Origin of the sequence: Neisseria sp. 23W00296 (assembly GCF_044772855.1) — a bacterium.
Taxonomy (GTDB): domain Bacteria; phylum Pseudomonadota; class Gammaproteobacteria; order Burkholderiales; family Neisseriaceae; genus Neisseria.
The window spans coordinates 22,676-40,617 of sequence record NZ_CP173024.1 but is presented as its reverse complement, the minus strand read 5'-3'; the positions used below and the strand labels follow the sequence as shown (position 1 = coordinate 40,617).

Here is a 17,942-nt window from a genome sequence, read left to right as displayed (position 1 = left end):
TTTTCAGACGGCCTGTTGCACCACTGTGCTTTTTCAGACGGCCTCACAGCCCCTTGATGATTTCTTCCCACTCCGGCGGCAGGCGGCAGTTGTCGGAAACGTTTTTAAACAGCGGCGCCATATCGGCCGCGCCGTATTCGCCCAGCGCCGTGCCTACGGGTGTCACGAAAAAGCGTTTGTCGAAATTGGTTTTGGCAAACTCGACAAACAAATCCACATAGCTTTGGATTTCTTCCAGCGGCAGCAGCTTGAGCTGCTCGTCCTTCACCGGTATCGCCAGCGACTGCCCCTGCAAACCGAAGCCCTGCCCCATTTCCGCGCCGTATTTCATCCGCGCAGTGAGGGCGGGACCCAAGCCGTGTTTGCCGGCCTTGTTCGAGCCGAAGACAAAAATTTCGTTATCCCGTATTTCGTGTTTGATGCTCATCGACATCTCCTTATTTGGAATGGTTTTTTAAAGGACGCCTTGCGCCCGCAAAAAATGGCTATTGTAAATCATGCAGCGAAAAAGAATGTTTGACGTATGTCATACTTTCAAACAAACGGCATACGCCCCGAAGCCCGTTTCAGACGGCCTCCCGCTGGCAAAACACCACCGCGCGACTTATACTGACAGCCTCTGAAAACGGTGCGCCGCCGCCGTTTTCCCGAAAAATCCGAACAGAACGACAACAGACAAAAAGGAGACCGCCATGCCCCGATCCGACCGCTTTCTCTGCCGCGAACTGAGCCTGCTCGCATTCAACCGCCGCGTGCTGGCACAGGCGCAGGACGTGCGCGTGCCGCTGTTGGAGCGGCTGCGGTTTTTGTGCATCGTCTCGTCCAACCTCGACGAATTTTTCGAAGTACGCATGGCCTGGCTGCGGCGCGAACACAAACGCAACCCCGCCCGCCTGCTCGACAGCGGCCTGACGTCCGCCGAAACCATGGCTGCCGCCTCTGAAGAAGCGCACCGCCTGATTGCCGAACAATACGCCGTGTTCAACAAAGAACTGCAACCCGCGCTCGGACAGGCCGGCATCCATTTCTACCGCCGCCGCAACTGGACGGCCGAACAGCGCGCGTGGATTAAAAGCTATTTCGACCGCGAACTGTGGCCGATACTTACCCCCGTCGGCCTCGACCCCTCGCACCCCTTCCCGCGCCCGCTGAACAAATCGCTCAATTTCGCCGTAGAACTCGAAGGCCGCGACGCCTTCGGCCGCTCCTCGGGCATGGCCATCGTCCAAGCCCCGCGCATCCTGCCGCGCGTGGTAAAACTGCCCGCCGAAATCTGCGGCGGAGACGAGGGCTTCGTCTTTTTGTCGTCCATCCTGCACGAATACGTCTACCTGCTTTTCCCCGGCATGGAAGTGAAAGGCTGCCACCAGTTCCGCCTCACACGCGACAGCGATCTCACCGTCGACGAAGAAGACCTCACCAACCTGCGCGCCGCCATCCAAAGCGAGCTGCACGACCGCGAATACGGCGTCGGTGTGCGCCTCGAAGTGGCCGACACCTGTCCGCCGCAGCTGTGCGAATTCCTGCTCGGCCATTTCCGCCTCACACCCGCCGACCTCTATCAGGTAGAAGGCCCCGTCAACCTCGTGCGCCTGATGGCCGTGCCCGACATGGTCGGCCGTCCAGACCTCAAATTCGCCCCGCGCACCGGCAGCGTGCCCGCGCCGCTGAAAAAAGACCGCTCGATACTCGATGCGGCCGCGCGGCAGGACATCCTGCTGCACCATCCCTACCAATCCTTCGAACCCGTCGTCCGCCTCATCCGCGAAGCCGCCGCCGATCCCGACGTCGTCGCCGTCAAAATGACGATTTACCGCACCGGCACGACTTCCGAGCTGGCCAAAGCCCTGATGAACGCCGCGCTGGCGGGCAAACAGGTGACCGTCGTCGTCGAACTGATGGCGCGTTTCGACGAAGCCAACAACGTCAACTGGGCGCAGCGCCTCGAAGACGCGGGCGCGCACGTCGTTTACGGCGTATTCGGCTACAAAGTCCACGCCAAAATGGCACTCGTCATCCGCCGCGAAGAAGGCCGTCTGAAACGCTACGCCCACCTCGGCACGGGCAACTACCACCAGGGCACCTCGCGCATCTACACCGACTTCGGCCTCATCACCGCCGACGAAAACATCACCGCCGACGTCAACACCATCTTCATGGAAATCACCGGCCTCGGCCAGCCCGGCCGTCTGAACACCCTCTACCAAAGCCCCTTCACCCTGCACAAAATGCTGCTCGAAGGCATCCGCCGCGAAACGGAGCACGCCAAAGCCGGACGTCCTGCCCGCATCGTCGCCAAACTCAACTCGCTCATCGAAACCGGCATCATCGACGCCCTCTACGAAGCCGGCGCGGCGGGCGTGCAGATCGACCTGATCGTGCGCGGCATGTGCGCCCTGCGCCCACAGGTGCCCGGCCTGTCGGACAACATCCGCGTGCGCTCCATCATCGGCCGCCAGCTCGAACACGCCCGCGTCTATTATTTCTACAACGGCGGCGCGGAAGACACCTACATTTCCAGCGCCGACTGGATGGGACGCAACTTCTTCCGCCGCATCGAAACCTGCACCCCGATTGAAGATGCGCAACTCAAAGCGCGCGTGATCCGCGAAGGGCTGACGCTGGCATTGGAAGACACCTGCCAAGCCTGGATCATGCAGCCCGACGGCAGCTACGTCCGCGCCGAAGCCGCCGAAGAAGCGCGCAGCCTGCAAGAAACCCTGTGGCAGGAATACGGTGGCTGAACCGCAGGCGCTTTGAGGCCGTCTGAACGCACAAAGGCCGTCTGAAAGCAAGGTTTCAGACGGCCTGACGCTTTTGAACCCCGCCCCGCCACAGGGATGCCGATGGCGGCGGCACACGGCAAAAGGCCGTCTGAAACCCCGATTCGGGCTTTCAGACGGCCTTTCCGTATTCCGTCACATCACAAACGATGCAACCGACGATTCGATGTCGTCCATCATATGCTGGTGCTCGATGGCCTCGCCGACGGTAATGCCGTAGCGGGCGGCGGTGTAGCGCCCCGTTTGGCGGCCGATTTCCGCCTGAGTCACAAATTCCAGCAGCGTTTCGCGCTCTTCGGCGCTCAGCAGTTTCAGCGATTTGGCGTGCGCTTTCAAATCGCCGTAGTCGCGCAGCACGATGCTTTTCGGATCGAAGGCCGCACGCCATTCCGCGCGCAGCAGTGCGAATAGTTTTTTCATGTTTTACCCCGTAGTATTTGTTTTTGTCTGATGCCTGCGGCCTGTGTCCGACCGTTGAGGCGATGCCATTATAGACCGTTTTTCCGATAAGTGGCATATTTTTCAAACAAACGGTACAACCCATCTGAAAAACAGACAAAAAAAATGCCGCTCAGGGAGCGAGCGGCCAAATACATTATGGGAAAACGTCATAGAAAAACACCAACCGGGCAGGGATTAGACCCGATTGATGGAGCGCATTATAAGGGCTTGAGCCGACGTATGCAATTCTTTTTTATTTTAACGAAGGCGGGGGTTTGCAGGCCTACTGGTTGCTGCGTATCCATTTGAGCCACGGATCGAACAGCTGCGGGCTGACGGCGGCAATGACCGATCGCTGGAAAACGTGTTCTCCGCTCCAAAAATCGTCGCCTTCGAGTGTGGCGAGGCAGCCGCCTGCTTCGCTGAAAATCAGCGAGCCTGCCGCGTAGTCCCACAGTTTCTGGCCGCCGTGGACGTACACGTCCATGCGTCCGGCGGCGAGATAGCACCAGTCGAGCGTGCTGCTGCCCATGCTGCGGATGCTGCCCACCGGCGAGAGGGTGCTCATGCGGCTGGAGAGTTTGCCCGAACGCAGGTATTTGATTTCCACGCCGGCGATGGCACGGTGGAGTTTTTTTTCGCGCAGCGCCAGCGGCAGGCGGCGGCCGTTAAGAAACGCGCCCTGCCCGGCCTGCGCGTAAAAGCATTCGTCGGACACGGGGTTGTAGATAACGCCGATTTCGGGTCTGCCCTGCCGCAGCAGGGCGGCGGAGAGGGCGAAGTGGGGGAAGCCGTTGACGAAATTGGTGGTGCCGTCTATCGGGTCGACCACCCACAGCGCGTCGTGGTTGTGCAGCCACAAGTCGCGCTGCGCCTGTTCGGCCATTTCCTCGCCGAGCATCGGGCAGCCGGCAATCTGCCGCAGGCCGTCTGAAAAAGCGGCCTGCGCCGCCAGATCGGCTTCCGACAGAATGCTGCCGTCGGCCTTCTCGCTTGCGGCCGACGTGAGAAAGCGCGGCATCACTTCGGTGTGCGCGATGTGTTTCACCAGCGTTTGTAATTCTTGCAACACGATTGCCGTCCTTTATCCGTACAGGCCGCCCGAAAGTTTTCAGACGGCCTGTCTGCGCGGCGGCGCGCGCTATGCATTGCGCGCCGCACCTGTATTGTATAATTGCGGGCTATATTAACCGATTTTTACCGATTATGCCCCGCTTCTTTGTCGATGCCGCCCTCACCGAGGGCGCGGCCGTTTCCCTGCCGCCCGCCGTGGTGCGCCATCTGCACGTTTTGCGCTGCCGCGCGGGCGAGGAAATCGTTTTGTTCAACGGCGGCGGCTTTGCTTATCCGGCCGTGCTCGAACACATCGGCAAACGCGAAGCGGATGCGCGGATTCTGGCCGAGAGGCCGTCTGAAAGCGAATCGCCGCTGTCGGTCACGCTGGTTCAGGCCGTGTCGGCGGGCGAGAAGATGGACTTCATCATTCAGAAAAGCGTCGAATTGGGCGTGAACGAAATTTTCCCCGTTGTCAGCACCCGCTCGGTGGCGCGGCTCGATGGCGAACGTGCGGCCAAGCGGGTGGCGCGCTGGCAGGAAATCGCCGTGGCCGCCTGCGAGCAGAGCGGGCGCGACACCGTTCCCGCCATCCGCCCGCTGCTGCCTTTCACGCAGGCGCTCGCGCTGCTGCCCGCAGGCGGCACCCGCCTGCTGATGAGCCCGCGCAACGGCACCGGTCTGCGCACTCTGCCGCCGACACGGCACGCCATCCTTGCCGTCGGCCCAGAAGGCGGCTGGACAGAACAGGAAGCCGCCGCCGCCGCCGCCGCAGGCTTCGCCGCCGTCACCCTCGGCCGCCGCGTGCTGCGTACCGAAACCGCCCCCGTCGCCGCCCTCGCCGCGATGCAGACGCTGTGGGGCGATTTTTGAGATTTTCCTTGTTTGAGGCCGTCTGAAACACCGTTTTGCCTTTTCAGACGGCCTCTCCATCCCAACCCCGATTGAAAGCCCGACCATGTCCTACCAGCAAACCACCTTTATCGTTAACGAACTGATCGCCGAACCCCTGTCCGACGCGCTGATGGCGCACGGCGCGCTCTCCGCCGCCATCGAAGACGCCTACGCGGGCACGGACGAAGAGCAGGCCATTTTCGGCGAACCGGGCATGCCCGCCGAACAGGTTTGGCAAAACAGCAAAGTGCTGGCGCTGTTTGCCGAAAACGACGATGTGGCCGCCGTTGTGGCTGCTGCCGCCGCCTCGCTCGACATACCCGCGCCGCCCTACCGCACCGAACTTCTGCCCGAACAGGACTGGGTGCGGCTGACGCAGGCGCAGTTCGACCCCATCAAAATCTCCGAGCGCCTGTGGATTACGCCCTCGTGGCACGACGCGCCCGACAGCGGCGCCGTCAACCTGCAACTCGACCCCGGCCTGGCCTTCGGCACGGGCAGCCACCCCACCACCCGCCTGTGCCTGCAATGGCTGGATACCGAACTGAAAGGCGGCGAAAGCGTGTTGGACTACGGCTGCGGCTCGGGCATCCTCGCCATCGCCGCCCTCAAACTCGGCGCACGCGCCGCCGACGGCGTGGATATCGACCCGCAGGCCGTTGCCGCCGCCAAAGCCAACGCCGAACAAAACAACACGGCGGCGCGCTTCTATCTGCCCGACGAACTGCCGCAGGGACAATACGACGTCGTCGTCGCCAACATTCTCGCCAACCCGCTGCGTATGCTCGGCGAAATGCTCGCCGCCCGCACCAAAAGCGGCGGCCGCATCGTCCTTTCGGGACTTTTGGCCGACCAGGCGCAGGAATTGTCGGAAATCTACGGCCGCTGGTTCGACATTGATCCCGTTGCCGCCGACGAAGGCTGGGCACGTCTGAGCGGCGTGAAACGCTGACACGGCGGCAATACCGCCCGTCCAACCGAAGAGGCCGTCTGAAAACCCTTTTGCGGGCTTTCAGACGGCCTCTTTAAGCTCTGCCGCAGGCGCGGCTTATGCGAATTCGGGCACTTCCTGTCCGGTCATGCGCAGGGCGGTGCGCAGCATCTGGCAGCTGAAGCCCCATTCGTTGTCGTACCAGGCGAACACTTTCACCATATTGCCGTCGACGACTTTGGTAATCGTGGCATCAAAGCTGCTGGCGACGGTGGTGTGGTTGAAGTCGGTGGACACCAGCGGCAGGGTATTGTACGCCAACACGCCTTTCAGACGGCCTTCTTCGGCGGCGGCTTTCATCAGCGCGTTGATTTCGTCGACGGAAGTATCGCGTCCGGCTTGGAAGCTCAGGTCAACCAGAGATACGTTGACGGTGGGCACGCGGATGGCGAGGCCGTCGAGCTTGCCTTTGAGTTCGGGCAGTACGAGGCCGACGGCTTTGGCCGCGCCGGTTTTGGTGGGAATCATGTTTTCCACGCCGCTGCGCGCGCGGCGCAGGTCTTTGTGGCGCACGTCGGTAACGGTTTGGTCGTTGGTGAGCGCGTGGATGGTGGTCATCGCGCCTTTGACGATGCCGACGCTTTCGCTCAACACTTTGGCCACGGGAGCAAGGCAGTTGGTAGTGCAGGAGGCGTTGGAAATCACGGTCATGTCGTCGGTAATCACATCATCGTTGACGCCGTAAACAACGGTGGCATCGACATCGTCGCCGCCGGGTGCGGAAATCAGCACTTTCTTCGCGCCGCTGTCGAGGTGGACTTGCGCTTTGGCTTTGCTGGTAAACGCACCGGTGCATTCCATTACCAAATCCACGCCGAGTTCTTTCCACGGCAGCTCGGCCGGGTTGCGGGTGGAGAAATAGGGGATTTTGCGGCCGTTGATGATGAGGTGGTTTTCATCGTGGGACACATCGGCGGCAAAGCGGCCGTGTACGGTGTCGAATTTGGTGAGGTGGGCATTGGTTTCGATGCCGCCGCTGGCGTTGACGGCAACGATTTCGAGCCGGTCTTGCAGGTTGTAGTCGTAAATGGCGCGCAATACTTGGCGGCCGATGCGGCCGTAGCCGTTGATGGCAACTTTGATGCCCATGGTCTGAATCCTTTGTGTTTTGTGGGTTTGCGGAAATAAAAACCGGCGGATTATAGCAAATTTGTAATCGGACGTAGTCGGAAAAGGCCGTCTGAAAAACGGCCTCGGGGCAAATTGCGGACAAAAAAATGCCGCCTGAAAAGACAGGCGGCCAAACACATTACGGGGAAAACGTCTTACTCACTTACTTGCTAGAAAAGCAAATATCTATCAGACGGGATGCATCATAGCGGCTTTGTGCGCCGAACGATTTATTAATAGATAAACGGCGCAATTTTTCGGATTAACGGTATTTAACAATACGCTTTTAAGCCATTTTCTGCCCCATCCGCATAAAAAGGCCGTCTGAAAAGCGGGAAATGCTTTTCAGACGGCCTTTGAAGCGGTTTTATGCCAATCGGCAGCTTAACCCGCTGTCACCGCCTTGTATTGCGGGTTCATCAGGTTGGCGGGCGACAGGATGTCGTCGAGCTGCGCCGCGTCCAGCAGGCCGAGTTCCAACACCACTTCGCGCACGCTTTTACCGGTTTGCGCGCAGATTCTGCCGACTTTGTCGCCGTTGTGGTGGCCGATAAAGGGGTTGAGGTAGGTGACGATGCCGATGGAGTCGAAAACGTAATCGGCGCAGGTTTGGCGGTTGGCGGTGATGCCGTCGACGCATTTTTCGGCAAGGGCGGTGCAGGCGTTGCCGAGCAGCTCGATACTTTCAAACAGGGCCTGGGCGATAACGGGTTCCATCACGTTGAGTTGGAGCTGCCCCGCTTCGGCGGCGAAGGCGACGGCGGTGTCGTTGCCGATCACTTTGAAGCAGACCTGGTTGGCCACTTCGGGAATCACGGGGTTGACTTTGGCGGGCATGATGGACGAGCCGGCCTGCATTTCCGGCAGGTTGATTTCGTTCAGGCCGGCGCGCGGGCCGGAGGAGAGCAGGCGCAGATCGTTGCAAATTTTGGAGAGCTTCACCGCCAGACGTTTCAGCGCGGCATGGACGCTGACGTAGTCGCCACAGTCGGGCGTGGCCGCAACCAAATCGGGCGACAGGGTGCACGGCAGGCCGCTGATTTCCGAGAGTTTGGCCACGGCCAGCGGCGCATAGCCTGCGGGGGTGTTGACGCCGGTGCCGATGGCGGTGCCGCCGAGATTGACGGTTAAAAGCAGGTCGATATTGCGTTGCAGGTTGGCCTCTTCGTCTGCCAGCCAGCGGGTGAAGGCGGCAAATTCGGCGCCCAGCGACATGGGCACGGCGTCCTGCAACTGGGTGCGCCCCATTTTCAGCACGTCTTTAAAGGCTGCGGCCTTGTCCTCGAAGGCTTTTTTCAGACGGCCTGTTTTTTCCATCAGGGCGGCGGCGCTGTTGTACACGGCAAGGCGCAGGCCGGTGGGATAGGCGTCGTTGGTCGACTGGCTTGCGTTGACATGATCCATCGGGTCGATGATGCCGTAGCTGCCTTTGGCGTAGCCGAGGATTTCCAAGGCGAGGTTGGCGATGACTTCGTTGGTGTTCATGTTCACCGACGTACCCGCGCCGCCCTGATAAACGTCGGACGGAAACTGGTCGAGACAGCGGCCTTTTTCCAGCACTTCGGCACAGGCTTGGTCGATCGCCTGCGCGACTTCGGCGGAGAGCACGCCCAGCTCGGCGTTGGCGCGGGCGGCGGCCTGTTTCACCATCACCATGCCGCGCACGAATTCGGGAATGTCGGAAATCCTGCGTTCGGAAATGCGGAAGTTTTCCACCGCGCGCAGGGTGTGGATGCCCCAATAGGCATCAGCAGGGATTTGTCGCTCGCCCAACAGGTCGCGTTCGGTACGGCTTGTCATGTCTTTTCTCCAAATTCGATGATAAAAATATAGAGAAATGCCGCCGTGCGGCTGCGGCGGCATTTTGCCCGATTCGGTATGGGGTTCCAACCGGTTCGCCGCATCGGGCGTGGCAAACAAGGCTTTCAGACGGCCTACCGGGATTTTCCGTAGCGCTCCGCCGCCCTCTGCCGTGCAAACTGCCAGGCCGCCCAGGCGGCGAGCCACAGCCAGCGCGATTTGCGCGGCGCGGCGGCGAAGGCGGCTTTGCGTCCCCAGCCGTCGGCGGCCGCAGCGGCGGCAGTTTCCGCCAGCGCCAGCCATTCGCCGCGCCTGCGGCTGTCGTTCTGCCGCGCCTGCTGCCGTTTGATGCGGGCGGCCTGCACTTTCAGCCGCGCCAGTTTGATTTCCAGTTCCAGCAGTTCGCGCGCCTGCCGCCGCTGTTCCTGTTCATTCATGATGCTGCTCCTTGTCTGCCGTTTCGCCGCGCAAACAGGCGATGTCGTCGCGTACGGCCGCCACGGCGGCAGACAAATCGGCACGCTGTTTGCGCCACGCCGCGCCGATGCGGCGGAAAAACAGAAACGCCGCCAGCAGGCAGAATGCCGTTATGGCGAAAAACACGCCCACCGCCCAAGTGTCGCCGAGCAGTCGGTTGAGGCCGAACAGGGCGGCCAGCACGGCGGCAAACAACATCACCGCCGCAAAAAGCAGCGACAGCATGATGGCGAAGGTGCTTTCCGCCTGCTCCGACAAATCCAACGCCAGCATTTGCAGGCGCAAGAGCAGCAGATCCGTTCCTTTGTCGAACAGGTTTTTAGCATGGTCGATTTCTTGTCTGATACCCATCGTCGCTCCGAGTGTCGGATAATTGGAAGAGAGGCCGTCTGAAAGGGTTTTCAGACGGCCTCTGTCTGCCTGCGTTTAACGGCGGTTGAGCAGCACGCCGACTACCAAGCCTGCCAGCGCGGCAAAGCCCATGGCGTAATACGGTTTTTCGTGTACGGCTTCGTCGGCCTGCTTGGCGCGGCGCTTGATTTGCGCGCCCGCTTCGTCTTCAAACTGACGGAATTTCTCTTTGGCGTAGGCCGAGCGGCGTTTGAAGGTTTCGGAGGCTTCTTCTTCAAAGTGGCGCAGTTTCTTTTTCGCGGCTTCGAGTTTGCCGCCCAAACGGCTTTTCAGCTCTTCGATTTCTTCCGTACCCTGCTCCACGCCTTGGCTGTACAGCGCTTCCACATCATCCATCACGGCGCGGATTTCTTCCAGCATATCGGCTTTGCGTGCTTCAAATTCGTCACGGTCGTATTTGCTCATCGGTTTGCTCCTCTTCGGTTCGGGTTGGAAAGGTCGCCAGTATAGGGCGGCGGCAGACAAAGGTCAATTAAATCAATTAAATGTTTACAGTATTGCGTAAAGATTTGTATACAAAAAGCAAAAGGGCGTCTGAACAAGCTTTTCAGACGGCCTCCGTCAGTCTTTAACAAGAAAAGCAAATCAGGGCATCAGCATGCCGCCGTTGACGTGCAGCGTTTGTCCAGTGATGTATTTGGCCTGCTCGGAAGCGAGAAACAATACCGCGTCGGCGATGTCCTGCGCGTCGCCGAATCTGCCCAGCGAGGTTTGCGCTTCAAACATTTTGCGCGTCTCTTCCGGCAGGGCGCGGGTCATGTCGGTGTCGATAAAGCCGGGGGCGACGCAGTTGACCGTGATGCCCCTGCTGCCCACTTCGCGGGCGAGCGATTTGGAAAAGCCGATTAAGCCCGCTTTGGCGGCGGCGTAGTTTGCCTGCCCCGCGTTGCCCATCGCGCCCACCACCGAAGTGATGCTGATGATGCGGCCGCTACGCTGCTTCATCATACCGCGCAACACGGCTTTGCTGGCGCGGAACACGGATTTGAGGTTGACCTGCATGATGTCGTCCCACTCTTCTTCTTTCATACGCATCAACAGGTTGTCGCGCGTAATGCCCGCGTTATTGACCAAAATGTCCAGTTTGCCGAACTCTTTTTCAATTTCGGCAATCAGGTTTTCGATGGTGTCGGGCGCGGCGGAATCCAAAACGCGGCCTGCGCCGCCCCATTGCGCCAAACGATTGCCGATGGCGGCCGCGCCGCTATCGCTCGTGGCCGTGCCGACGACTTTCGCGCCTGCTGCGGCCAGCGTGTCGGCGATTGCCGCGCCGATGCCGCGCGAGGCGCCGGTAACGAGGGCGACTTTGCCGGTTAAATCTTGCGTACTCATCATGGTGCTCCTTTGCATGTAATACGGTTGGTCTGAAAAAACAGGCGGCCTTATATCACAAGGCCGTCTGAAAGCGAAGCTTCAAACCCAAATCCGCCCGCCGCCTTTTTTCAGACGGCCTCCCGCGCCGCAGGGAAACGGCGGCCAACAAACCCTACGCATCGGCGGCAATACCCGCTACAATACGCGCCGCTGTGTATTTTCAAGGCGTTTGCTCGTCAAACGCCTTTTGCGAAAGGATACGGAAATGAGCCGAACCCCCATCAAAACCCTGTCTGCCGCCCTGGTTTCCGCCCTGCTGCTCGGCGGCTGCGCCGCTGCCGTTATCGGCGGCGCGGCGGCGGGCACATCGTCGGTTATCGACCGCCGCACCACCGGCGCGCAGGCCGACGACCAAATCATCGAGTTGCGCGTCAAAAACACCGCCGCCGCCTACCTGCGGCAAAACAACCAAACCGACGGCTTCACGCCCAACCTGAGCGTGGTCAGCTACAACCGCCACATCCTGCTCCTGGGCAAAGTGGCCACCGAAGCCGAACGCCGCTTCGTCGAACAGGTGGCGCGTTCCGAGCAGTCGGCGCAGGCGGTATACAACTACATCGAAGTCAACCCGCAGGCGCGCTCCTTCGGCAATATTTCCGCCGACACATGGAGCACGACAAAGGTGAAAACCATGATGCTGGGCGTGAACGGCGTCTACCCCGGCCGCGTCAAAATCGTCACCTACGACGGCGTCACCTACGCAATGGGCATCCTCACGCCCGAAGAACAGGCCGCCGTCACCCAGCGCGTCAGCACCACCGCAGGCGTGCAGAAAGTCGTCACCCTCTACCAAAACTACACGCTGCAAAAATAAACAAACCGATTAGAAGAACACGCAAATGAACGAAGAAAACCCCTTACCCGGCACGCCGCAGCAGAAAAAGAAAAAAGGCTTCCTGAGCGCAGGAAAAATCCTGTGGGCATTTGTGTTCGTGCTGGCCGTTGCCGTCGCCGCCCTGCTCATCAACGTCTGGCTCGAACTGCAACGCCCGCCGCAGCAGCCGCAGCCCGCCGCGCCGCAGCCGGAGAAAGTGGAAGTATGGTCGCCCAACGGCGCATCCGCCGTCCCGCCCGCCGCAGGCAACCCGCTGCTGCCGCAGCAGCCCGCGCAAACCGAAGCCTCCGCCGCCGAAACAAACACCCCGCAGGCAGACGCCGCCAAACCGGCCAAGCCCAAAACCAAGGCCAAAGAAGAGGCAGCGAAAGAAGAAAAACCGGTGCAGGAAACCGTTCTCGAACCGGTCAATAAAACGAAAAACAGCGGCGAAACCGTTTTGGAACCCGTCAACAGCCCCAAACCCGAAAAGCCCAAAGCGGAAAAAACCGCACCCAAGCGCCAGTCCTCTTCCGACATGGACAACCTGTTTTAAACACCACGGCACAGGCCGTCTGAAAGAGAAGTTTCAACGAAACTAAAACCTTTCAGATGGCCTGAACGCCGAAAACCAAGCATTTCAAGCATTCAAAGGAAGCACCGTGAAACCCAGTTGCAAACACCTCGCCCTTGCCGCCGCCGTCGCGCTGGCACTGGCCGCCTGCGGCAAAAAAGAAGACAAAGCCGCCGACACCCCCGCCCGACAGGAACAGGCTTTTGCCAAACCCGTCGAAGCGCAAACCGAACAAGGCAAAGTCGCCATGCTGCTGCCCGACTTTACCCGACTGATGGAACAGGAAGGCTCGACCGTCGTCAACATCCAGGCTGCCAAACAAAGCGAAACCGACAACCAAAGCGACGACAGCCCCTTCCCCGAAGACGACCCGTTCTACAACTTCTTCAAACGCCTCGTCCCCAACGCCCCGCAGCTGCAAAACCCCGACGACGACAAAGACCAAAATTTCGGCTCAGGCTTCATCATCAGCGCCGACGGTTACATCCTCACCAACGCCCACGTCGTTTCCGGCATGAACAACATCAAAGTCACGCTCAACGACAAACGCGAATTTTCCGCCAAGCTTATCGGCTCCGACACCCCATCCGACCTTGCCCTGCTCAAAATCGAAGCCGCCGATCTGCCCACCGTCAAAATCGGCGACGCCAAAGCCCTGCGAACCGGCGAATGGGTGGCCGCCATCGGCGCCCCCTTCGGCTTTGAAAACAGCATCACCGCCGGCATCGTTTCCGCCAAAGGCCGCAGCCTGCCCGACGAAAGCTATACCCCCTTCATCCAAACCGACGTCGCCATCAACCCCGGCAACTCCGGCGGCCCCCTCTTCAACCTCAACGGCCAGGTCGTCGGCATCAACTCCCAGATATACAGCCGCAGCGGCGGCTTTATGGGCATCTCCTTCGCCATCCCCATCGACGTTGCCATGAACGTCGCCGACCAGCTCAAAACCACCGGCAAAGTCCAGCGCGGCCGCCTCGGCGTCATCATCCAAAAAGTCGACTACAACCTCGCCAAATCCTTCGGCCTCGCCAAACCCACCGGCGCCCTCATCGCCCAAGTCCTGCCCGACGGCCCCGCCGCTGCCGCCGGCCTCAAACAGGGCGACGTCGTCCTACGCGTCAACGGCGAAGACGTCCTTTCCTCCAACGACCTGCCCGTCATGGTCGGCTCCATCGCCCCCGGAAAAGAAATCACCCTTACCATCTGGCGCAACGGCCAAACCGTTGAACAGAAAATCCTGCTCGACAACGCCGACAAAAACAGCAGCCGCAGCGGCGGCCGCACAACCGCAGACGGCAGCGACAGCCTGCAAAGCCAGAGCTTCACCGTCGAAAACATCGGCCTCACCCTCTCCGAACAAGCCTCCGCCAACGGCAACCGCCTGCAAGTGCTGCGTGCCGAAGGCGCGGCGGCACGCGCCGGACTGCGGCGCGGCGACTACATCCTCGCCGTCGGCCAAACCCAAGTTACCGAAGAAGACGCCCTGCGCAAAGCCATCGCCGCAGCCGGAAACAACATCCCCCTTCTGGTACAGCGCGGCTCAAGCACCATCTTCCTCGCCCTCAACCTGCAATAAGCCTTTTCAGACGGCCTCAATGTCCCGCATTGAGGCCGTCTGAAAACCGCCTGCCGCAAATCCCGCACAAACTCCCGAAAGAACCCGCCCATGAAACCCCATCTCCCGCGCGGCCCCGTCATGGCCGACGTCGCCGCCCATACCCTCAGCGAAGAAGAAAAACGCCGCCTGCTCCACCCCGCCATAGGCGGCGTCATCCTCTTTCGCCGCAACTTCCGCGACACCGCCCAACTCACCGCACTCGTCGCCGAAATCAAAGCCCTGCGCCAACCCGAACCCATCGTCGCCGTCGACCACGAAGGCGGCCGCGTCCAACGCTTTATCGACGGCTTCACCCGCCTGCCCGCCATGCGCACCCTCGGCCGCATCTGGGACGAACAAAGCCCCGCCGAAGCCGAACGCTGCGCCCAAACCGTCGGCCGCGTCCTCGCCACCGAACTGGCCGCCTGCGGCATCGACCTCTCCTTCACCCCCGTACTCGATCTCGACTGGGGACAATGCGCCGTTATCGGCAACCGCAGCTTCCACCCCCATCCCGACACCGTCTCCGCCCTCGCCCTCGCCCTGCAACGCGGCCTCAACCAAGGCGGCATGAAAGCCTGCGGCAAACACTTCCCCGGCCACGGCCACGTCGAAGGCGACAGCCACCACACCCTGCCGCACGACAACCGCCCCCTGTCCGAAATCGAAGCCGCCGACCTCGTCCCCTTCGCCAAACTCGCCGCCGCAGGCATGGCCGCCGTCATGCCCGCCCACGTCGTCTACCCCGCCGCCAACCCCCTGCCCGCAGGCTACTCCCCCTACTGGCTGCAAACCGTCCTGCGGCAACAGCTCGGCTTCAACGGCGTCATCTTCTCCGACGACCTCACCATGGAAGGCGCGGCGGCGGCAGGCGGCATCCGCGAACGCGCCGCCCAAGCCTTCGCCGCCGGCTGCGACATCGTCCTCGTCTGCAACCGCGCCGACCTCACCGACGAACTGCTCGACGGCTTCCAAGCCCCCGCCAACCCCGCCCTCGCCGCCCGCTGGCAAAACACCGCCTGCACCCTCAGCCCCGAACAGGCACGCGCCGCCATGCAAAGCGAAGACTTCCGCGCCGCCCAAGCCCTCACCGCCGCCCTCGCATCGCCGCAGGACACCGCCGGCGGCGTCAAAGTCGGCGAAGCGTTTTAAAAACCCGCCATCCAAAGCAAAAGGCCGTCTGAAAAGCCAAACAGACTTTCAGACGGCCTCATTTATTATCAATTCGACGATGCCGCACGGCTGCGGCGCAGCCGTCGCCCGCAGAATGCTGGAATACGAAGAGCTATACAAAAACCGCCTAGAAAAACATAAAAAAATTATTCAAAAACAGGTCGAAATCAATCACGAACAAATCATCCGACATCACGAAATTCAACAATTCTTCCATAACCTTCATCTCGCTTTTATTCATATGCTCTCCTCTCAAGCTTCTATTAAACAAGTAGCAGACTGGGCAGAAAAAAACGGGATGGATTTGGCAAAAGAAATTCAAGAAACAGAATCATCTCTAAAAATCAATCAGATGGATTTGTTCGAGAAGGTACACAAAATGGAAGAAATGATGAAAGCAGGTTTTGCAGCCAATAAAAATGCCGATATTCACAAAATGCCTGTACATAAACAGGATATGTATATCAAAGCTTTATCGAAAACTCTGTACTGATAAACGAAGTTTATGAAAAAGGCAGTCCGGCAGACAAAAAAAGATAGATGAATAGTTGCTCGATAATGGTATTGACCCAAGTAAATTGAAAGATGGGATGAAAGTTGCCGATTTAATTTATCAGGAAACAGGAGAAAAGGCACCCGAAATGTACTTACAATTAGGTAAACGGCTAAGAGACAATAAAAATGACCTTTCTCACGACGCTAAAGAAATTGTTGGCGCATTTTATGCAAAAGCAAACAAGCTTAATCTAGCAAACGTATCAAACACCCAAGAACACATTGTTCAAGGACAGGACAACGGAAGAAACCTTCAAATGATAGATAAAAATTCAGACGGCCAATTGGCCGTCTTTTAAGTTTGCAAGATTAAAGATATTTTTCCCAATCAAATGGTTTACCGGTTCGTTCACGTTCCTCTCTTTTCAATCTGTCTTGTCGACTCATTCTACCCCAATCTACTCCTTTTTTCTTAGCAACTCTCTTTTGTCTCTTCGCCTGCTTCGCAACCTGCTTGCCTGTACTTCCTTCCGCTTTCCTATCCTTTGCCGCCGTATGAACCAGGCCTACTCCTACTTCTCCTACATCCCCTCCAAATAATCATACCGTCCTACTCTTTCTACTACTCCTACTCCGCTGTACAGCTTCGCTTTTTCCGCACTTATCCCCATCCCAAATTCCTTAACTTCCGCTCCAACGACCATTGGTGCAACCAATACCGTAGAAACCATCAATACCTGTAAAATTTTGTCCGTCTTTATCTTTTTATCCATAATAAAATTGGGGCTTAGGAAGCAAAATCACCAAAAACAGTGATAAGCTTCTGAAATGAAATTAAAAAACAAGTATCAAAAGTTCAGCAAAATTTCCGAACCGCAATTTCGTCAAATCCTGCGGCTGTTTGCTTTGGATTTGACCGCCTCCGATACTGCCGGGCTAACCGGTATCAGCGTCCGAAGCATCAACACGCCCTTTCTGAAATTGCGCCGGCGTTTGGCTGTCGAAAGCGAGCAGCAAACCCCTTTTGACGGCGTTGTGGAACTTGACGAATCTTACTTTGGCGCAAAGCGCATCCGTGGTAAACGCGGGCGCGGTGCCGGTGGCAAAACCGTCGTTTTCGGCGTACTCAAACGGGGCAACAAGGTCTATACGGAAATCGTTCCTGATGCGTCCAAAGCCACACTGCAAAAGGTAATACGCGGGCACATTTCTGTTGAGAGTGTTATCAATACTGATGGCCGGCGTGGTTATCACGGCTTGGTTGATATGGGTTTTGCAAAGCATTTCAGGGTGCGTCACGGGCAGAATGAATTTGCCCGAGGAGCGCAGCATATCAACGGTATCGAGTCGTTTTGGAGTTATGCAAAACACCGTCTGATACAATTTCACGGCGTAGCACGACATACGTTTTACCTGCACTTGAAAGAAACCGAATTCCGCTTTAATCACAGGCATGATGATTTGTACAAAGTGCTGCTGAAAATGCTGCGAAAAGATCCTTTGAAATGATTTTTGCTTCCTAAGCCCCTAAAATCTTAAATTTCCTTTCCAAATCAATGGAAAGTGGTAAAATTATAATGCACGCAGCACGCAGCACGCAGCACGCAGCACGCAGCACGCAGCACGCAGCACGCAGCACGCAGCACGCAGCACGCAGCACGCAGCACGCAGCACGCAGCACGCAGCACGCAGCACGCAGCACGCAAATTTTTGTAAAGACGATATTCCTCTCCCTGCCCCGCCGCCCGCATAAACGGCGGGGCGGTGCGTTTTCAACTCTTGCGTAGGGTGTGTGCCGCAGGCACGCACGCGGTTTCCGATGCTTGGGCAAAATCGGCGGGCTGCCCGTTAATCCATAAGCCGCGTGCGTCGCCTGCGGGCGACACACCCTACTCACGACACGAAAGGCCGTCTGAAAACCAAATTCGGATTTCAGACGGCCTTTTTGTATTTGC

19 protein-coding genes and 1 pseudogene are annotated in these 17,942 nt (G+C 58.8%); 10 read left to right on the top strand and 10 right to left on the bottom strand.

The window, feature by feature from the left end; translation table 11 throughout:
* Window positions 1-43: 43 nt before the first annotated feature.
* Window positions 44-427 carry a hypothetical protein gene (locus ACG2K1_RS00205; RefSeq protein WP_395428799.1) on the bottom strand — a complete coding sequence of 128 codons (384 nt, stop codon included), beginning with the start codon at window positions 425-427 and terminating at the stop codon, window positions 44-46.
* A gap of 244 nt (window positions 428-671) precedes the next feature.
* On the opposite strand from ACG2K1_RS00205, the pseudogene ppk1 reads away from it, so the two are divergent.
* Window positions 672-2,744: pseudogene (gene ppk1, locus ACG2K1_RS00200) on the top strand (polyphosphate kinase 1); the annotation flags it as partial.
* 174 nt (window positions 2,745-2,918) lie between these two features.
* Here ppk1 and ACG2K1_RS00195 read toward each other — a convergent pair.
* Entirely contained in the window at window positions 2,919-3,203 is a 285-nt protein-coding gene (locus ACG2K1_RS00195) for a hypothetical protein (RefSeq protein WP_009425461.1), read from the bottom strand.
* A gap of 304 nt (window positions 3,204-3,507) precedes the next feature.
* Window positions 3,508-4,296, bottom strand: a complete 789-nt coding sequence (locus ACG2K1_RS00190; RefSeq protein ID WP_009425460.1) for an inositol monophosphatase family protein — start codon at window positions 4,294-4,296, stop codon at window positions 3,508-3,510.
* A gap of 134 nt (window positions 4,297-4,430) precedes the next feature.
* On the opposite strand from ACG2K1_RS00190, the gene ACG2K1_RS00185 reads away from it, so the two are divergent.
* The gene (locus ACG2K1_RS00185) at window positions 4,431-5,150 is read left to right on the top strand and encodes a 16S rRNA (uracil(1498)-N(3))-methyltransferase (protein ID WP_009425459.1); all 720 of its coding nucleotides are present in this window, start codon (window positions 4,431-4,433) and stop codon (window positions 5,148-5,150) included.
* 85 nt (window positions 5,151-5,235) lie between these two features.
* Window positions 5,236-6,123, top strand: coding sequence for a 50S ribosomal protein L11 methyltransferase (gene prmA / locus ACG2K1_RS00180; protein WP_009425458.1), 888 nt, complete (start codon window positions 5,236-5,238; stop codon window positions 6,121-6,123).
* A 96-nt stretch (window positions 6,124-6,219) separates the two neighbouring features.
* Here prmA and gap read toward each other — a convergent pair whose 3' ends face one another.
* From gap to fabG, 6 genes are all read right to left on the bottom strand, one after another.
* Complete coding sequence (gene gap, locus ACG2K1_RS00175; protein ID WP_009425457.1) at window positions 6,220-7,251, bottom strand: type I glyceraldehyde-3-phosphate dehydrogenase; 1,032 nt, start codon at window positions 7,249-7,251, stop codon at window positions 6,220-6,222.
* 405 nt (window positions 7,252-7,656) lie between these two features.
* Window positions 7,657-9,072, bottom strand: a complete 1,416-nt coding sequence (gene aspA / locus ACG2K1_RS00170) for an aspartate ammonia-lyase (protein ID WP_395428798.1) — start codon at window positions 9,070-9,072, stop codon at window positions 7,657-7,659.
* Between the two features lie 134 nt (window positions 9,073-9,206).
* Window positions 9,207-9,509 (bottom strand): hypothetical protein, encoded by a 303-nt coding sequence (locus ACG2K1_RS00165; protein ID WP_009426603.1) that lies wholly within the window; start codon window positions 9,507-9,509, stop codon window positions 9,207-9,209.
* Window positions 9,502-9,900, bottom strand: coding sequence for a phage holin family protein (locus ACG2K1_RS00160; RefSeq protein WP_395428797.1), 399 nt, complete (start codon window positions 9,898-9,900; stop codon window positions 9,502-9,504). Before ACG2K1_RS00160 ends, ACG2K1_RS00165 begins: the two co-directional genes overlap by 8 nt.
* A 75-nt stretch (window positions 9,901-9,975) precedes the next feature.
* Entirely contained in the window at window positions 9,976-10,365 is a 390-nt protein-coding gene (locus ACG2K1_RS00155; RefSeq protein WP_009426605.1) for a YqjD family protein, read from the bottom strand.
* A 180-nt stretch (window positions 10,366-10,545) separates the two neighbouring features.
* Window positions 10,546-11,292, bottom strand: a complete 747-nt coding sequence (fabG, locus tag ACG2K1_RS00150; protein WP_036496330.1) for a 3-oxoacyl-ACP reductase FabG — start codon at window positions 11,290-11,292, stop codon at window positions 10,546-10,548.
* A gap of 247 nt (window positions 11,293-11,539) precedes the next feature.
* Here fabG and ACG2K1_RS00145 point away from each other — a divergent pair, with 247 nt between their 5' ends.
* The 6 genes from ACG2K1_RS00145 (at window position 11,540) to ACG2K1_RS00120 (ending at window position 16,346) form a co-directional block, all read left to right on the top strand.
* On the top strand, window positions 11,540-12,148 hold the full coding sequence (locus tag ACG2K1_RS00145) for a BON domain-containing protein (RefSeq protein WP_009426607.1): 609 nt from the start codon (window positions 11,540-11,542) through the stop codon (window positions 12,146-12,148).
* A gap of 25 nt (window positions 12,149-12,173) precedes the next feature.
* Window positions 12,174-12,704 (top strand): hypothetical protein, encoded by a 531-nt coding sequence (locus ACG2K1_RS00140; protein ID WP_395428796.1) that lies wholly within the window; start codon window positions 12,174-12,176, stop codon window positions 12,702-12,704.
* A 106-nt stretch (window positions 12,705-12,810) separates the two neighbouring features.
* Entirely contained in the window at window positions 12,811-14,298 is a 1,488-nt protein-coding gene (locus tag ACG2K1_RS00135; protein ID WP_395428795.1) for a DegQ family serine endoprotease, read from the top strand.
* Between the two features lie 90 nt (window positions 14,299-14,388).
* Window positions 14,389-15,471 carry a beta-N-acetylhexosaminidase gene (nagZ, locus tag ACG2K1_RS00130; protein ID WP_395428794.1) on the top strand — a complete coding sequence of 361 codons (1,083 nt, stop codon included), beginning with the start codon at window positions 14,389-14,391 and terminating at the stop codon, window positions 15,469-15,471.
* Between the two features lie 115 nt (window positions 15,472-15,586).
* Complete coding sequence (locus tag ACG2K1_RS00125) at window positions 15,587-15,985, top strand: hypothetical protein (RefSeq protein ID WP_395428793.1); 399 nt, start codon at window positions 15,587-15,589, stop codon at window positions 15,983-15,985.
* 55 nt (window positions 15,986-16,040) lie between these two features.
* Complete coding sequence (locus tag ACG2K1_RS00120; protein ID WP_395428792.1) at window positions 16,041-16,346, top strand: hypothetical protein; 306 nt, start codon at window positions 16,041-16,043, stop codon at window positions 16,344-16,346.
* Window positions 16,347-16,568: 222 nt separating this feature from the next.
* Here the strand turns inward: ACG2K1_RS00120 and ACG2K1_RS00115 are convergent, their stop codons facing one another.
* On the bottom strand, window positions 16,569-16,760 hold the full coding sequence (locus tag ACG2K1_RS00115) for a hypothetical protein (protein ID WP_395428791.1): 192 nt from the start codon (window positions 16,758-16,760) through the stop codon (window positions 16,569-16,571).
* A gap of 55 nt (window positions 16,761-16,815) precedes the next feature.
* Between ACG2K1_RS00115 and ACG2K1_RS00110 the strand changes: the two genes are divergently transcribed.
* Complete coding sequence (locus ACG2K1_RS00110) at window positions 16,816-17,496, top strand: IS1595 family transposase (RefSeq protein WP_402838290.1); 681 nt, start codon at window positions 16,816-16,818, stop codon at window positions 17,494-17,496.
* The last annotated feature ends 446 nt before the right edge of the window (window positions 17,497-17,942 follow it).

What these genes read in the sequence shown, in the direction of transcription:
- fabG (WP_036496330.1), bottom strand. Translation starts at nt 11,292, where the DNA reads ATGAGTACGCAAGATTTAACCGGCAAAGTCGCCCTCGTTACCGGCGCC.
- ACG2K1_RS00155 (WP_009426605.1), bottom strand. Translation starts at nt 10,365, where the DNA reads ATGAGCAAATACGACCGTGACGAATTTGAAGCACGCAAAGCCGATATG.
- ACG2K1_RS00115 (WP_395428791.1), bottom strand. Translation starts at nt 16,760, where the DNA reads ATGGATAAAAAGATAAAGACGGACAAAATTTTACAGGTATTGATGGTT.
- nagZ (WP_395428794.1), top strand. Translation starts at nt 14,389, where the DNA reads ATGAAACCCCATCTCCCGCGCGGCCCCGTCATGGCCGACGTCGCCGCC.
- prmA (WP_009425458.1), top strand. Translation starts at nt 5,236, where the DNA reads ATGTCCTACCAGCAAACCACCTTTATCGTTAACGAACTGATCGCCGAA.
- ACG2K1_RS00160 (WP_395428797.1), bottom strand. Translation starts at nt 9,900, where the DNA reads ATGGGTATCAGACAAGAAATCGACCATGCTAAAAACCTGTTCGACAAA.
- ACG2K1_RS00185 (WP_009425459.1), top strand. Translation starts at nt 4,431, where the DNA reads ATGCCCCGCTTCTTTGTCGATGCCGCCCTCACCGAGGGCGCGGCCGTT.
- aspA (WP_395428798.1), bottom strand. Translation starts at nt 9,072, where the DNA reads ATGACAAGCCGTACCGAACGCGACCTGTTGGGCGAGCGACAAATCCCT.
- gap (WP_009425457.1), bottom strand. Translation starts at nt 7,251, where the DNA reads ATGGGCATCAAAGTTGCCATCAACGGCTACGGCCGCATCGGCCGCCAA.
- ACG2K1_RS00205 (WP_395428799.1), bottom strand. Translation starts at nt 427, where the DNA reads ATGAGCATCAAACACGAAATACGGGATAACGAAATTTTTGTCTTCGGC.
- ACG2K1_RS00145 (WP_009426607.1), top strand. Translation starts at nt 11,540, where the DNA reads ATGAGCCGAACCCCCATCAAAACCCTGTCTGCCGCCCTGGTTTCCGCC.
- ACG2K1_RS00125 (WP_395428793.1), top strand. Translation starts at nt 15,587, where the DNA reads ATGCTGGAATACGAAGAGCTATACAAAAACCGCCTAGAAAAACATAAA.
- ACG2K1_RS00165 (WP_009426603.1), bottom strand. Translation starts at nt 9,509, where the DNA reads ATGAATGAACAGGAACAGCGGCGGCAGGCGCGCGAACTGCTGGAACTG.
- ACG2K1_RS00110 (WP_402838290.1), top strand. Translation starts at nt 16,816, where the DNA reads ATGAAATTAAAAAACAAGTATCAAAAGTTCAGCAAAATTTCCGAACCG.
- ACG2K1_RS00195 (WP_009425461.1), bottom strand. Translation starts at nt 3,203, where the DNA reads ATGAAAAAACTATTCGCACTGCTGCGCGCGGAATGGCGTGCGGCCTTC.
- ACG2K1_RS00140 (WP_395428796.1), top strand. Translation starts at nt 12,174, where the DNA reads ATGAACGAAGAAAACCCCTTACCCGGCACGCCGCAGCAGAAAAAGAAA.